Genomic DNA, 14,713 nt, shown 5'->3' on the forward strand with positions numbered 1-14,713 from the left:
TAGCTATGAAGCTGATCACGCGATTAATTTTGAATAAGCACTTACCTCAGTCGCATTCGCACCGAGCTTCACTACAGACAGGTTCTGGGCCGTATTTTAAGACAGATGGGTATTGAAGATAAGGAAGCGTGGCTTTACGTGATTGCTGAACCTACCCTGCGTAAATACTCGCAAAGAATCGCGAATGACCTTCCCGAGGATCAATCCACGCTGCAGGCAAAAAAGCTTAATGATCGTCTGACTAAATCCCATGCAGAGCACACAAATGGCATTACCGAGGACGTAAAAGAAAATAAAGGTCACTTCCTTCCCGCAGCAGAGGAGAACAGAAAGAGTGAGCTACAAGTAACTGAGCATTCATTGCTGACGCTGAGTTTTTCTCACTACTACCGTCAGTACCTACTCTCTTTAATGTAATTGATCTGGAGAATTTTTTCTGATGGCAAGGAAGCTTTTTAATACGGAAATTCTTTTCCTTAAGAATTTATCTCATCGTTGCTTTCCAGACAATACCTGCAACATCAGACTCTCCTGCGCCTTTAGCTACGAAGTTGTTTTGGGGAGATTTGTGCAGCGATTAACAAAAGCAACCTAGGATATCTTTTGCAAATAAAATTAAAAATTTGGTACCAGATTACCAATGTGTAGACGCTCTATAGTCATATTGGTGACTAAACTGACGTTTTTTGTAGATCTACAGGAATATCAAATTTAACAATAAAAAACAATTGCTTAATGAATCATATCTACAACTTCACTTTAAGGTGCGACCACTACGCTCGCCCTTCCCACGCCTACTGGGATTTATCACCGGGTCTCGATTTTGAAACTAAATTAATCGCCCGCACAGGCTTAGTTGAGCACTTAACAGACGAGCTTAGCCACCCCCATTATGTCTGTCGTCCTATCAACCTTTCCGGCAACACCGACTGTTATCAGCCACTGGAAGCGAAATACCAAACAACACGTCGTTTATTGGAGCTGCTACTGGCATGCAGGCATCCGGTCACCCTGGTGACTAAAAGCACGCTAATACTGCGGGATTTAGACCTGCTAGCAGAAATGGCCGAGCATCGGTTAGTGCGGGTGCTTGTTAGCCTGACAAGTCTGGATGCCAACCTAAAGCGTACCTTGGAACCCCGGACGGCCTCGCCTCAGGCGCGCTTAAAAGTGATCCGCGAGCTCAACACCGCAGGCATTCCAGTGGGTACGCTGGTCTCACCGATTATTCCTGGCCTTACTGATCACGAAATTGAACGCATTCTTGAAGCGGCCAGCCGGGCTGGCGCGCGCACAGCAACGTGGATGCTGCTGCGCCTGCCCTATGAAGTCGCACCAATGTTTGAAGCATGGCTACAAGCCCACTACCCCGAGCGAGCGGCTAAGGTAATGAGCTTGATTCGCCAATGCCGAAGCGGCAAAAACTACGATGCACAATTTGGTAAACGCTTCCGTGGTGAAGGTGTCTTTGCTGACTTGATCGCCCAGCGCTTTAATCGCGCCAGCCGCCAGTGGAACATGCAGCCACGCACCGAACAGGGCCTGAATACCCGCGACTTTCGACCACCACGGGCGCAAGGGGATTTATTCTATTAGCACGCGCGCTTAAACAGGCAGAAGTGCTTTTTGCCTTTTTGTACGACCCAATAGGTATCAAATAACGCGAAGCTTTCCTCCAAGCGGGTTTGTACAGCCCGTTCGCCGTTCAGGCGCACTGCCCCCTGCTCAATCAGCTCACGAGCTTGGCGTTTAGAGCCAACTAAACCTCCTTTGACGAGTACGCTATCTAACGGCTCTTCTGGCGATATCTGGATACATGGCAAACCATCTAGTGCTAGTTGCTCAAGTTCATGCTGCGTTAGCGTGGCTACGTTGCCGCTGAAGAGCACTTGAGAAATGCGCTGTGCGGTTTTTAGCCCTTCATTACCATGAACGAAACGAGTGACCGCTTCCGCCAGTATCATTTGTGCCTGGGGCTTACCTGCCACGGCTCGATCATTGGCTTCAATCTTGTCAATCTCATCGCAGCTAATAAAGGTGTAGTAGCGTAAAAAACGGTAGACGTCGCTGTCATCAGTGTTTAGCCAAAACTGGTAGAAGTTATAGGGCGACGTTTGCGCTGGATCGAGCCATACAGTGCCACTTTCGGTTTTGCCGAACTTGGTACCGTCTGACTTGGTAATAAGCGGCAGCGTCATCCCCATGACCTGCCCACCATTGAGACGGCGGGTTAAATCGATACCGCTGACAATATTGCCCCACTGATCGTTACCGCCAATCTGCAAACTGCAGCCCAGCGTGCGGTTTAAATAGGCAAAATCGTAGGATTGCAGTAGTGCGTAGCTAAACTCGGTGAACGACATTCCCTGGTCGGGGCGCTCTAGCCGCTGTTTGACCGATTCCCGATTAATCATGGCATTCATGGAAAAGTGCTTGCCCACATCACGGAAGAACTCGATCACATTGATTCCGCTCATCCATTCTGCGTTGTTGACTACCTTAAACGGCGCCTCTAAATGCGCAGCCATCAGCCAGTAGATCTGCTCTTCTAGCGACTTCACCCAGCCTTTAACGGTGTCAGGAGAGTTTAGCGATCGCTCGGTGGCTTTGAAACTAGGGTCGCCAATCATGCCTGTCGCGCCGCCAACCAAGGCAATGCCCTGGTGCCCGGCATCCTGAAAGCGCTTAAGCATCAATAGTGGCACTAGATGCCCAATGTGTAGGCTGCCCGCCGTCGGGTCGAAGCCACAATAGATGGTTTGCGGGGTGCTGAGCAGCTCGTTGAGCGCCTGCCGCTCATGCGTCGACTGCGCAACCAGCCCACGTTGCTTCAGATCCTGCAATAATGCCGTAGCGTCCATGATGCTGCCCCTTTGCAATTAATTAATAGCATTAGGCTAAGGGGCACCTAGATAAAGTACGATATCCCTATAGGGACAAATAGCGATAATAGAGATAAAGGCATTGGTCAGCGGTAGTCAGGCCTAGCTGACGCCGCCACGATATGATTGAGAAACAGGCCGAATAGCTCACTCAGTGAGGTAACGCCCAACTGGGCATAAATGCGTTTGCGGTGATTCTTAACCGTACCGAGGCCTATCGCTAAGTATTCAGCAATCTCCTGGCTATCCATCCCCTGTACCATCAATGCAGCAACCTGCTGCTCTCTTGGAGTTAGTAGTGCTTTCCCAAAGCTTTCGACGGATTGGCGCAGCGTTGCCGCTATGTCACTATTTACTGTCGTGCTAGCAAGATGAAATGGTACTTGCCAATGCTGCTTGCAAAGTGCGGAGAGCACACCCAGGTAACCGGTTAGCCGAGCGCGATCGGCACATGTAAAGCCAGTGTGCTGAGTTTCCGGACCGCTTAATTTCCCCAGGTATATCACCAACCAATCCTCACCACCCAGTTGCAAGATAATGCATACCTCATCCTGCCAGCCCGTTTGCTGATTAAAACCTTGCTGATAAGTATCGCTAACGCGCTTAAATAGAGAGGTGTCTTCGATGCTAAAAACGCCTTGCTCTTGTTGCTGGGCAAGCAGTAGCAAAAATGGGTCTTCCTGATAGGCATCCATCAAATAACGCTGGAACAGTAGTTCGCGCTGCTCCGGTAGGGAGTCGAACAGATAAATAGGGTGTTTAGCGGGTCGGTAGCCCACTATAACAGTACAGTCGAAGGTAACTAATGTACGCAGAAGCTTGGTAAAATGTGAGGTAAAGTGGATAGTGCGCAACGTACTGATGGCACCTGCGAGCGCTTGGTTAATAAGCTCGTTCGAAAACGTTATTTCCTGACTATGCACCGAGCTATCATTTGCCATTACCATCGCCACCCCGCCGCTATGCTGGCTTCATCGTTTTACCGCTATTTTGCGCTTCAACAGGAGATTGCATGACCACCGCTTTAAGCAAAACCAAGTCGAGTTTTTACCGCCGTCTATATGTAGCGTACTTAATTGAGCAAGGTATCGCGAGCGTGCCCGCATTAATTGAGGCCACCGGTATGCCTCGTCGTACCGCGCAGGATACTATCACCTCACTTGCGGAGCTGGATATCGAGTGCGTATTCGAGAAAGGCGAAGGTGAGCGCCATAATATTGGCCACTACCAGATACGTGACTGGGGGGCGATAGATCCTCGCTGGGTTGCTGCTCATGCGGAACGGCTAAAGCAGTCTCTTGGTTACGCTTAAACACTGACTCATTGTTCCTGCTCTGACCATGCTAATCGTGCGGCGTTAAGCGTCACGCTGAGCGAGCTTATTGCCATGGCGAGTACTGCGATCAACGGTGGTATGGCCATGACGACGACCACGCCAAGTGCCAGGGTGTTATAGAGTGCCGAGAAGAAAAGATTTTGCTCCATAACGCGCCGCGTACGCTTGGCAATGCTAAGCAATTTCACTACCCCACCAATCCCTGGCGTCATGAGCTGGGCGGATGCTCCCTCGCGGGCAGCTTCGCTGGCACTCAGTGGGGCAATGCCAGCGTCTGCTGCCGCCAAGCTTAGCGTATCGTTTACGCCATCTCCCACAAACAGTGTTGGCGATGGTAACCCGCGTAATAGCCGTGCCTTGGCTTCCGGAGAGCGCTGGGCATAGCAAGCTTCGCGCACCAGACCAACACGCTCACCTACCCAACTAACCGCGCCCTGACGATCACCACTGATCATTGCAACCAGATAACCTGACCCTAGCAGGCGCTTCACGCTTAGCTCTGCATCGTCTACGGGTTGATCGGTTAGGTAGAACGTCGCCAGCCAGCCTGACTCATCCGCCAGTATTACCTGGGAAGCAAAAGCTAGCGTGGCCTCTTCCGCTTGGGAAGGAACATCAACCTGCTGTCGTGTCAGCCAACCGGCGCTGCCTATCATCAGACATTCACCGTTTACAAGGCGAACACGGCGTCCTTCCCCGGGGAATTCATCAACATCTTCTATGCAAGGCTGAGAGCTTTGTTCATCTTGGCCACCAGACCAGCGCGCCAATGCTTGCGCTAACGGATGTTCGCTCCCGGCAACGGCATTAGTTAGCTTGTGCTGCAACGTGTGTTCATCAATGCCAGCCCGCGATTGCCAGTGCAGTACCGCATGGCATCCTGTCGTTAAGGTTCCGGTTTTATCAAGCGCCACTGAACGAATACGCGCCAAGATTTCTAGCGCGGCGGGGTCACGCAGCGCAATACCTTGTTGCATAGCCTGACCGCTACCGGCAAGACTAGCCAAAGGCACCGCCAGCCCAACGGCACAGGGGCATGCCACCACGAGCACTGAGAGAGCACGCACCAATGCATCCTCCCAGCCCAATCCAACGAGTAGCGCACCAAGCAGCGTCACTAGCGAGAGCACAAGTGCCAAAGGACTTAACCAGGCGGCAAAACGGTCGGCTAGTTTCTGCAGTTGCCCTTTTTGGGCCTGATAGCGGCGCATTTCATGACGCAGTCGATCCAATCGGCGTTTACCAACCCCTGCAGTGACCTGCATTATCAGTGGTGTCGTGCCTAGGTAGCGACAGCCGGCATACACTCTCTGCCCTGCATTGAAGTGACGTGGCAAGCTTTCACCGGTCAGTGAGGCGGTATCAATCCAACCGGGAGCATCAAGAATGCCATCTAGCGTCACTAACTCCCCCGGCGCTAGCTTAACGCGCGTACCCGCGGCCACATCATTAATAGGAAGTAAGACCCAGGCCCCCTTTTGCCAAGCGCTTATAGCCGCATCTGGCAATGCCAGTGCATCCAGCGCTTTCAGCCCACGGTGGCGGCACAGCGTTTCTACCAGTCGCCCAACGAGCAACAACACAATCAGCATAACCGCCGTATCGAAATACACCTCCGACGAGCCGCGCCACAACAACCCAATCGACACACTCACTGCACCGATCGCGCCAAGGCTAACCAGCACATCCATCCCTGGGCGTTTGGCAAGTAACGTGCGCCAGCCTGCTCGGTAAAACGGCAAGCCCGAATACACCACTATGGGTAGCGCAAAGGCACCCGATATCCACGCCACCACTTGCTCTATCGATGCGCTCGGTAGCGCTCCCACATAAATAAGCAGTGATGCCAACATGGTCCACATACCGAATACGGCGCCTACTAACAACCGCAAGGTAAGGTAGCGGCTCTCCTGCTCAAGACGATCATGGGCATCATCGACGGCTTCTAATTCAGTTAGCCGATAACCCAGCCGTTTGACTACCGGCGCAAGCTCCGTCAGATCGACAGCCTCTCGCGCACCTTTCACCCACACGGTTGCCGTGGGGTAGTGGACGCTAACGTCGATGACCCCAGGCAGACGTGCTAGCGCCCCCTCTACTGCCAGAGCACAGCTGGTACACCACATACCATGCAGGGTATAGAGGGGTGTGTCATGGCTAGATGTTTTATCGTCTTCTGGCATCGAGCTAACGTGGGCGTTATGACTTATAGGCAAGGCGGCACACTGATAATCGGCATACCCGCAAACACCACACCGAAAGCGGAAAACAAATATAGCCATGCCGAGACAGTGGCATGAAAGCGCTGGCGACCTTGATGCTGCTTCGCCACTTGGCAACTCCCCCAGGCAAGCGCCGCAAGCCCTACGGCAGTAATGAGACTAACACCACCTAGCGCGGCATTAAGACCTGTAAGCGCTCCCGCTTCTGGCGATGGTGGCGCCACCGCACAGGCTACTGAAAGGCCGCTATAAACCGCCACAAACCATAGGCTCCATAGCGTTAGTCCGATAATTAAGTGGATGGGATGAGTAAAATGTAGTAGTACCATCACCATTATCCTCCTATCACCCGAGGCAGTATCGCCAACGCCCCGACTAACAACCAGAATGTGACCACGTTATAGCGCCAAAGTAGTGCCACTACGGCGGGTTCAAACGGCGCCTGCGCACCCACGTAGCCATAACCAACGCGCATGCCTTGCAACACCGTTAAGATAACCGCTAGGCCACCATGAAAAAGCGCGTAAACAAGCCCCACCAGCATCACCGCATCGTGGGTGGTTTGGGTCGGTGAAAGATCGGCTCGCCACAGCGCCCAGCCAGCGAGCCCCACTTGAAATACGCCTAACACAGCGGCTAAATAGAGGCTTGCTCTTAACCCTGCATCACGCTGCTGACGCAGCCCGCGTACCAGCTTCTCCATCACCACACACCCTGCTATAACCACCCCGCCAGCCATGCCCATTATCAGCAGAGACAGCGGCGGTGTATCTGGCATTTGCCACTCAGGCGAAACAGTCCATAGATAAAACCAGCCAAACAGATAGGAAAGAAAGAACGAACCGTTGGCAATTAAAAACACCGCCATTGCCCAAAGCCCAGGGCCATCCATCGTGCGTGAATGAAGCGGCGGATCGCCTGGTTTTACCCCTGCATCAGGGGCTGCATTCGGGTGTGCGCCGTTCTCCCACGACCAGCGCAGTAGAAACACGCCAGCAATCACTACAAAGATGCCCGCTAGCGCATAGACACGGGTTAATAAACTAATGCACACCACTGCCAGCGCTGCTGCAGCCAACAGCGGCCACCAGGAGTTACCAGGCAGGTGAATGATTTCGCGCACTTTGCCTGTAATCGGGTCGCTACCCCACATTTCACGCCGGCCGTGGGAAGCCACCGCTAAGCCGTGCATACCCTTCGCCATGGTATGTGGCAAATTCGGGTCATTCCACAACGGATGCCGTGTTTCTACAGTAGGTAAGCTGACAAAGTTATAAGCGCTTGGGGGCATCGAGTTAGCCCATTCCAGCGTATCGGCATTCCATGGGTTCTGTTTGGCGGGTTTACCAAACCGGAAGTGCAGCGCGATATCCAGCAACACCATGGCAATACCCGCCGATAGCACAAAGCTGCTGACGGATGAGAGCAGGTTATAAATCTCCCACCCGGAGCCAGCCTCATAGGTATAAACACGCCTGGGCATACCTAAAAGGCCCGTCCAATGCATAATCAGAAACGTACCGTTAAAGCCTAAAAAGGTTAGCCAGAACCCCCAACGCCCGAGGCTTTCAGATGGCATACGCCCGGAAAATAGCGGCAACCAGTAGTAAAGCCCGGCAATGAGTGGGAAGAACATGCCACCCACCAATACATAGTGCATGTGGGCCACCACAAAGTGGGTATCGTGCACCTGCCAGTTAAATGGCACTAGCGCCAACATCACCCCAGTTAAACCACCGCAAACGAAAATAATTAAAAAGCCCATCACCCAAAGCATGGGCAGTTTCATTTTAGGTTTACCTAGCCACAGGGTAGCCAGCCAAACGAACACCTGAATCGCCGTTGGTACCGCCACCAGCATGCTAGCCGCCGAGAAAAATGCCTGAGCCAGCTGTGGGATACCCACTGTAAACATGTGGTGTACCCAAAGCCCAAAACTGATAAAGCCCATAATAGCGATGGCAGCTACCACCCACCCATAACCGACAATAGGCCGCCCGGCAAAAACCGGTATTAGCGTCGAAACAATGCCCGCGGCAGGTAGAAAGATGATGTACACCTCAGGGTGACCAAACAGCCAAAACAGATGCTGCCACAGGATGGGGTCGCCGCCTCCCGCAATCTGGAAAAATGGCATACCAACGGCGCGCTCAAGTTCCAGTAAAACGCTGCCAAGAATCAACGGTGGAAACCCCACCACAATCATCAGTGCCATGGCCAAGATATACCAAGCGAACAACGGCATTTTATGCAGCGCCATGCCCTGAGTGCGAGTGCGCAATATCGACACTACCAACTCTACACCCGCAGACACTGCAGAAATTTCCACAAACGTGATGCCCAACAGCCAAAAATCCGAGCCCAGATCAGGCGAGAACTCTTTACTACTAAGCGGGGTGTACATAAACCAGCCGCTGGACGGCGCCATTTCAATAATCAGGCTGGAAGTAAGAATAATCCCGCCAAATAAATAGCAGAAATAGCCAAGTGATGTTAGCCGAGGGCAGACCAGGTCGCGGGCACCAATCATCTTTGGGATCAGGTAAATCGCCAGCCCTTCCAGCATAGGAATGGCGAACAGGAACATCATCACCGTGCCATGCATGGTGGTGACCTGATTATAAATGTCTGGCGACATAAAGTTTTGGTCGGGCATCGCTAACTGGGTTCGCACCAGCATTGCTAAAATGCCGCCAATCAGGAAAAACACCATCCCCGTGACCATAAAACGTAGGCCAAGCGTGGTGTGATTGACGATAGTTAAGGATCTTAGACCTTTGGGATTCCCCCAAATGGTGTGCAAGTCTTCGTGCAATTGCTGCGGGTCATGCTCAATGGCTTCTTGATTGACACTCTTCATGGTGACAAGGCCTCCAGCCAAGCACCCAGGGCATCCAAGGTGTCCGTTTCAATTTCACTGTGGGTAGGCATCTTATTGCCTGGCTTTAGCGTTTGGTGATGCTGCAACCAGCGACTCACCGCCCCTTCTTCCATGGCAATCACCCCCGCGCCTAGCGTGGCGCGACCGCCCACATCTGAAAGCGTTGGCCCAATGCCCCCTTGGCTAACGCCCGCTACCTGGTGGCAGCGGGCACAATGCGTCATAAAAGCATCTCGCGCGTCGTCGTAAGTAGCATCGGCAACGGCCAGTTCGCTAAGCGTCGTCTCTTGTCTTGCAGTTAACCATGCCTCGAACTCGCTGCGTGGCAAGGCCTCCACATGCAATTGCATATGGGCATGGCCCACGCCGCAAAGTTCGGCACACTGCGCACCAAACACCGCGGGTTCATCAGCTTGTAAACGAATTTTATTTACGCGGCCCGGCAACATATCTATTTTCCCCCCCAGCCGGGGCACCCAAAACGCATGAATCACATCGGCACCACTGACATGAAAATCTACTGGCTCTCCAGCAGGCATCACCAGTTGATTAGCGGTAACAACCTCACCGCCTTCAGCATCGGGATAGCGCACTTCCCACCACCACTGATGGCCAATCACCTCGATAACTTCTGGCGGTTCGCTCATGGGTAGCGTTAGCATCCGCTGGCCGGCGGGAACGCCAAACAGTAGCAGCGCGGTAATGCTGGCCACAGGCAACATAATGCCGCCGCCAATAATCCACCGGCGAGCGATACGGCGCTCCTGGGCAGGTGTGCGTTCCACATTTCTTGGTTTAAAGGCGTAAAGCCAAAGAGCTGTCACCCCAATCAGTACAAGGGTGGCAAATCCGAGCATTACCCACCAAATTAACCGCACGTCTCGCGCAGCAGGCCCAGCAGGGTCTAAGATAGATCTATCACCTGTGCAGCCCGCTAAGCTCACCAGTAAGAAAGTCCCAAGCAAGCATGCTGTTCGACGGACCCATCGTGACGATAAATATGAAATGATGGTGGACGTTACGCCATTACGTTCCCTCATTTGCAATTTTCCTGGCATGCCGTTGGTCTGAATGACTTTTTCGCTTTGTCTAACCACAGGAAGTGACCATGACACTTACTCCCCAACGCTCGATAAAAAGCCGTGCCGCGCTGGCTGGCCATCCGCTTCACCCAGTGATGATCCACTTTCCTGTGGCCGCACTGATGGCGCTGGTCGCCAGCGACCTGGCTTACTGGTATACCCAAGACCCTTTCTGGCTGCGCAGCGGTTTGTGGTTGGCGGGGGTAGGCGCGTTTGGCGGCTGGATTGCTTCGGTAGCGGGCATTATTGACCTGGTCACCGTGGCGCGGATCCGCCGCCTGATCACCGGCTGGAGCCACGCGATTGTGGCCGTTGTCATGCTTTCCCTGGCGTCGCTTAATTGGCTTCTGCGATTTAATGAACCTGGTGCGGTACTGCCCTGGGGGCTGGCCATTTCGCTGGTCACTGCCTGCCTGATCGCGCTGGCAGGCTGGCTGGGCGGCCAGTTGGTATACGAGCATGCTGTCGGCGTCGACGTTGAGAAGTCGCCTTAACAGCGCAATGTCGGCAATAGTAGTGTTGGCACTTAAGGGAATAATCTTCATTGCGTTAACTCCAAGCCAGCGGTTTGGAGAGCACAAACCCAAGCACACCCAATATCCCCGTTAACGCGAGGATTAAGGCGCATAGACTGGCAACTTTTACGCCTTTGAAAATCCCCATTTCCAGCCGCAAAATCAGCCAACCGAAACAGCCGTGGGCAGCCACCATTAGCACCACGGCACCTAGCTTTAGAATTAACCACCCCCCAAGAAGGCCATGCAGCAGAAACAGCAGCGTGCCCGACGCGATGGCGACCAAGGCAGCAGGTGTTGCGATGGAGTTATAGAAGAAACGTGGCATGGGGGGCGTGCCTTGAGCGAATCCAGCGTCTTTACGCAGCTGGAGCGCATGCAAAAGCAGAGCGGGTAAATAGAGAAGCGCGCCGCACCAAGTAACTAGCGCGGCGATGTGCAGAAGTTTTAGCCATGGCATTGAGGCTTCCTTGCGTTGCGTAAGGCGATAACGGGATTCACCCCAGATAACCTTAGTTAACAAAAGCGACTCTAGCTAGGCAGGATAGCGAAGATAGGCAGTTATAATCAGTTAAAAGCCCGCGTTAGGAGATATAGCGAAGGCTACTCCACAGCGATTTCGTAACCGGTGAATTTACGCAGGTTAATAACCCCGCTATCAAAGATCAGGTACTGCCCTTTTACACCTTGAAGAGTACCTTCAACCAGCGGCTGCTTATCAAAATTATGGGACGTCACCTTACTTGGGAAAGTCGCCACGGGATAATGAAAGTCCAGCGGCGTTTCATCCAGCGTACGAATGGCATCCGCACCGTGCACGTCACGTAACTGCCCTAACCCATCGGCTAACAGGTTAAAAAGACGGTCACGCTCTGCGCACAAATCCAATGGTTTCACCTCGCCTTTAAGCATGGCACGCCAGTTAGTTCGGTCGGCCACCTGCTCTTTAAAGAGCATTTCGACAAAACCAGACTGTTGCCGGGTATTTACCTCAAGAATGGGCAATGCCTGAATGGCCCCTTGGTCCAGCCAGCGGGTTGGCATTTGCGTTTTGCGGGTGATACCTACCTTCAAACCGGATGAGTTCGCTAAGTAGACAATGTGTGGCTGGAAGCAGTGTTTTTCGCCCCACTCGGGGTCCCGGCAGGTGCCCTGATGATAGTGGCACGTCTCGGGTTTCATGATGCATGTATCACACTGGGCTAAACGCTTAAAGCAGGGGTAACAGTAGCCTTGAGCAAAACTTTTTTTGGTTGCCCGCCCGCAGTGGGTGCAAGCAATCGCACCGCTCCAGGCAAGTCGCATCGGCGAGCCGATACGCTCATTCAGAGGCATTCGATGGTCGCCCGCGCGAAGGTGATACACCACCCGATCATCTTGGCGACTAGGCAAATCAGCCGCCATTTTTTGCAAACATCCTTGCACCGGGGATGCTACCGAGGCAAACAGATCATCAGTCACGCGTGGCATCCCGGGCAAGGCCTGCCATTTCAGGGGAAACACCGGCACCGGTCGCGCCAGCACCACAGGTACGCTGCTCCAGATAGCCGACACGACTCTCTTCAGGAACGTTATTCTCCACCTCAAAACGCATCACCGCTTCCAGGCACAATTCGGTCTGTTCTGGCGTTAAATACCGGCCATCGGGCCATTTGCGCAACGCCACTGCCTGCTTAAGGCTTTCGTAAATAGCGGGCGTCATTTGGTTAATCATTTTATCGAAGGTCATGTCACTCATCGTAGGCACCTTTAATGTTTGCTTCGTTTGGATGAATAATACCAGCCTGTGACCAGCCCCACGAGCAGCCCGCCCAAGTGCGCTTCATTCGCTACGTTGCCAAAACCCACGCTACCGGCAATATCGGTCATGGTGAACACCATCCAGCCCAGCATGAAGACGACTAGCATCTGGGGGACGAAAAATCCGCTTTGCGGGGCACGATAAGACATCAGCCACACATGGGCCAGCAAGGCGTAAACCACACCAGACATACCGCCAAACAGCACTGTGCCAGTGACATATTGCGCAATGTTAGCGCCAATACCGGCAACCAGAAGCAGTAGCAGCATGGTACGACTACCCTGAAGCTGCTCGATTTGACGCCCGAAGTACCATACCCACATCAGGTTGAAGATCAAATGCATCCAGCCAAAGTGTAAAAACGCAGGCGACAGTAAGCGCCATACTTGGCCAGACATCATTGTGTCACTAAGGTTGCCATATACGAGCTGCCCACCTGAAACGCCCACTGGCACGATGGTGAGCCCTACAATTAGTAAGTCGCCAAATACCCCTGTTAGGGCAAAAACACATAGGCTAATACCAATCATCAGCGCTGTAACCGGCACTTGGCGCAACATCGGCACCAAACGATTCATCCCGCTTCGGTGGGTGGGTCGAACAGTCGTCGTAATCAGAGGCTCACCTCGCTCCCAGCGACTCACCAACGATCTCATTTCATCATGCTGGCGCGGGTCGGCAACCCATAGCAGCTGGCCATCTGCTTCATCGGTAATGCGGTGACCAATGCGGTAGTGCCATAGAGCTTTACGCAGCTCTTTTGTGTCCGCGCCCGTGGGTAAAAGCATTACTGGATGCATGGCAGGTTCCTTTCAACCAATAAGAATCGGCGTAACGTCACGCCGCGTCACCAACGGATAGACGAAAAAAATCCGGCGGAGGGGGCCGCCGGATCAAAAAGCAAGGGATCATTCAAGGGAACACTTACTCTGATAACCGACAACACCGTTAGTTCAGCGATTTTGAAAAAAATATGTAACCGTGTGTAAAGCTGGAAAATATCGCTATTAATCAAAATCTATTTCCCACGGTTTAGGCAGTGCACGCTCCTCTTTTGGCACCTGTATCCACACAAAATGATCAGCGTTGAGCCGCGCTTCTCCGCTCCAGCGATAAGCCACTAAACGGCCAAATTTCACCGCACTATAATCCAAGCAGGCAATGTTGTGTGCTGGTAAGGCGGGAATACCCTCGCACCAGTAATGGCCGATAAATAAAGGTGGCTGTTCAGGGCCGTAATAACTAAGGCGCTGACGTTCAGTATCGGTCAGCGTTCTGGTCTCTAGGTCACCAGGAAGGTTATCTGGCTGAAATACCACGTCCCCCCACTGCTGGGGGTTCGCTGACCAAAAGTGCGCACGAAAGCTCTGCCTGGTAAAGCCATCGCCTGAGTGTATCGCAATGCCTTTTGGTAACGGTATATGAGGCCCACGGGTTAGGCGATCAAGTATACGAAAGGCTTGTGTCGAGGGGTCAGTGGACTCAACCAGAAAGTGATTGTCCATGCAGGCGTTGGGCGCGCGCTGTTTGAGCTGTCGAATCAACTCGTCATCCCAGCAGGCATGCACCACACGAATCCCATCCAGCTCCAGACAGAGTGGAATAGTCTTAAACCACGCCAAGGTGTCTTCCCACTCGTTTGTATAATCGCGGTACTGAGCCAGCGTGTCTTCAATAATACGGTTATGGCGCGGCGTATGTTCGCGCAGCCAGCGCTTGTTGCTACCAGGGGGCGCAGGGTGCGTATAGGCCAGGGCATTATATTCATGATTACCCATGACAATATATGCTTCGCCCTCTTCAACCATTCTGCGTGCGATGGTAACCGCTAGACGAATACGCGGGCCACGATCAATTAAATCACCTAAAAAGATCACTTTTCGGCGTGGGTGACGATATACCCCGCCCCGCCGATGATAGCCAAGCCGTTCTAATAACGCTGCCAGCGTTGCACCACACCCATGTACATCACCGATTAAATCGTAGCCCTCCAT

General features: G+C 52.9%; 15 protein-coding genes. 4 read left to right on the top strand and 11 right to left on the bottom strand.

Annotated elements, in window-relative coordinates; all coding sequences use genetic code 11:
• Positions 1 to 105 precede the first annotated feature (105 nt).
• Both INT21_RS17940 and INT21_RS17945 read left to right on the top strand, forming a co-directional pair.
• Positions 106 to 417, top strand: a complete 312-nt coding sequence (locus tag INT21_RS17940; RefSeq protein ID WP_226930694.1) for a hypothetical protein — start codon at positions 106 to 108, stop codon at positions 415 to 417.
• A gap of 318 nt (positions 418 to 735) precedes the next feature.
• A complete protein-coding gene (locus tag INT21_RS17945) occupies positions 736 to 1,596 on the top strand; it encodes a PA0069 family radical SAM protein (RefSeq protein ID WP_226924553.1) in 861 nt (286 codons plus the stop codon).
• On the opposite strand, the gene tyrS is transcribed toward INT21_RS17945, so the two are convergent.
• Positions 1,593 to 2,861: a tyrosine--tRNA ligase gene (gene tyrS / locus INT21_RS17950; protein WP_193060514.1), complete on the bottom strand. Its 1,269-nt coding sequence runs from the start codon at positions 2,859 to 2,861 to the stop codon at positions 1,593 to 1,595. The genes INT21_RS17945 and tyrS overlap by 4 nt on opposite strands.
• A 107-nt stretch (positions 2,862 to 2,968) precedes the next feature.
• Positions 2,969 to 3,823 (bottom strand): LuxR C-terminal-related transcriptional regulator, encoded by an 855-nt coding sequence (locus tag INT21_RS17955; protein WP_193060513.1) that lies wholly within the window; start codon positions 3,821 to 3,823, stop codon positions 2,969 to 2,971.
• Positions 3,824 to 3,894: 71 nt separating this feature from the next.
• Here INT21_RS17955 and INT21_RS17960 point away from each other — a divergent pair, with 71 nt between their 5' ends.
• Complete coding sequence (locus INT21_RS17960) at positions 3,895 to 4,194, top strand: winged helix-turn-helix domain-containing protein (protein WP_193060512.1); 300 nt, start codon at positions 3,895 to 3,897, stop codon at positions 4,192 to 4,194.
• A gap of 8 nt (positions 4,195 to 4,202) precedes the next feature.
• On the opposite strand, the gene INT21_RS17965 is transcribed toward INT21_RS17960, so the two are convergent.
• The 4 genes from INT21_RS17965 to coxB are packed head-to-tail and all read right to left on the bottom strand — an operon-like array spanning position 4,203 to position 10,379.
• Entirely contained in the window at positions 4,203 to 6,401 is a 2,199-nt protein-coding gene (locus tag INT21_RS17965; protein ID WP_193060511.1) for a heavy metal translocating P-type ATPase, read from the bottom strand.
• A gap of 23 nt (positions 6,402 to 6,424) precedes the next feature.
• The gene (locus INT21_RS17970; protein WP_193060510.1) at positions 6,425 to 6,769 is read right to left on the bottom strand and encodes a hypothetical protein; all 345 of its coding nucleotides are present in this window, start codon (positions 6,767 to 6,769) and stop codon (positions 6,425 to 6,427) included.
• A 5-nt stretch (positions 6,770 to 6,774) separates the two neighbouring features.
• Positions 6,775 to 9,300, bottom strand: coding sequence for a cytochrome c oxidase subunit I (ctaD, locus tag INT21_RS17975; RefSeq protein ID WP_193060509.1), 2,526 nt, complete (start codon positions 9,298 to 9,300; stop codon positions 6,775 to 6,777).
• Positions 9,297 to 10,379 carry a cytochrome c oxidase subunit II gene (coxB, locus tag INT21_RS17980; protein WP_319022709.1) on the bottom strand — a complete coding sequence of 361 codons (1,083 nt, stop codon included), beginning with the start codon at positions 10,377 to 10,379 and terminating at the stop codon, positions 9,297 to 9,299. The genes ctaD and coxB overlap by 4 nt, the downstream gene beginning before the upstream one ends.
• Positions 10,380 to 10,429: 50 nt before the next feature.
• Between coxB and INT21_RS17985 the strand changes: the two genes are divergently transcribed.
• Positions 10,430 to 10,897: a DUF2231 domain-containing protein gene (locus tag INT21_RS17985; protein ID WP_038483151.1), complete on the top strand. Its 468-nt coding sequence runs from the start codon at positions 10,430 to 10,432 to the stop codon at positions 10,895 to 10,897.
• Positions 10,898 to 10,952: 55 nt separating this feature from the next.
• On the opposite strand, the gene INT21_RS17990 is transcribed toward INT21_RS17985, so the two are convergent.
• From INT21_RS17990 to INT21_RS18010, 5 genes are all read right to left on the bottom strand, one after another.
• Complete coding sequence (locus INT21_RS17990) at positions 10,953 to 11,378, bottom strand: CopD family protein (protein ID WP_095604605.1); 426 nt, start codon at positions 11,376 to 11,378, stop codon at positions 10,953 to 10,955.
• 143 nt (positions 11,379 to 11,521) lie between these two features.
• The gene (locus tag INT21_RS17995) at positions 11,522 to 12,388 is read right to left on the bottom strand and encodes a DUF2797 domain-containing protein (RefSeq protein WP_193060507.1); all 867 of its coding nucleotides are present in this window, start codon (positions 12,386 to 12,388) and stop codon (positions 11,522 to 11,524) included.
• On the bottom strand, positions 12,372 to 12,656 hold the full coding sequence (locus INT21_RS18000) for a YeaC family protein (protein WP_038483142.1): 285 nt from the start codon (positions 12,654 to 12,656) through the stop codon (positions 12,372 to 12,374). Before INT21_RS18000 ends, INT21_RS17995 begins: the two co-directional genes overlap by 17 nt.
• 11 nt (positions 12,657 to 12,667) lie before the next feature.
• A complete protein-coding gene (locus INT21_RS18005; protein ID WP_193060506.1) occupies positions 12,668 to 13,519 on the bottom strand; it encodes a rhomboid family intramembrane serine protease in 852 nt (283 codons plus the stop codon).
• A 207-nt stretch (positions 13,520 to 13,726) separates the two neighbouring features.
• Positions 13,727 to 14,713, bottom strand: coding sequence for a metallophosphoesterase (locus tag INT21_RS18010; RefSeq protein WP_193060505.1), 987 nt, complete (start codon positions 14,711 to 14,713; stop codon positions 13,727 to 13,729).

Source organism: Halomonas sp. 3F2F (assembly GCF_014897805.1).
Lineage (GTDB): Bacteria > Pseudomonadota > Gammaproteobacteria > Pseudomonadales > Halomonadaceae > Vreelandella.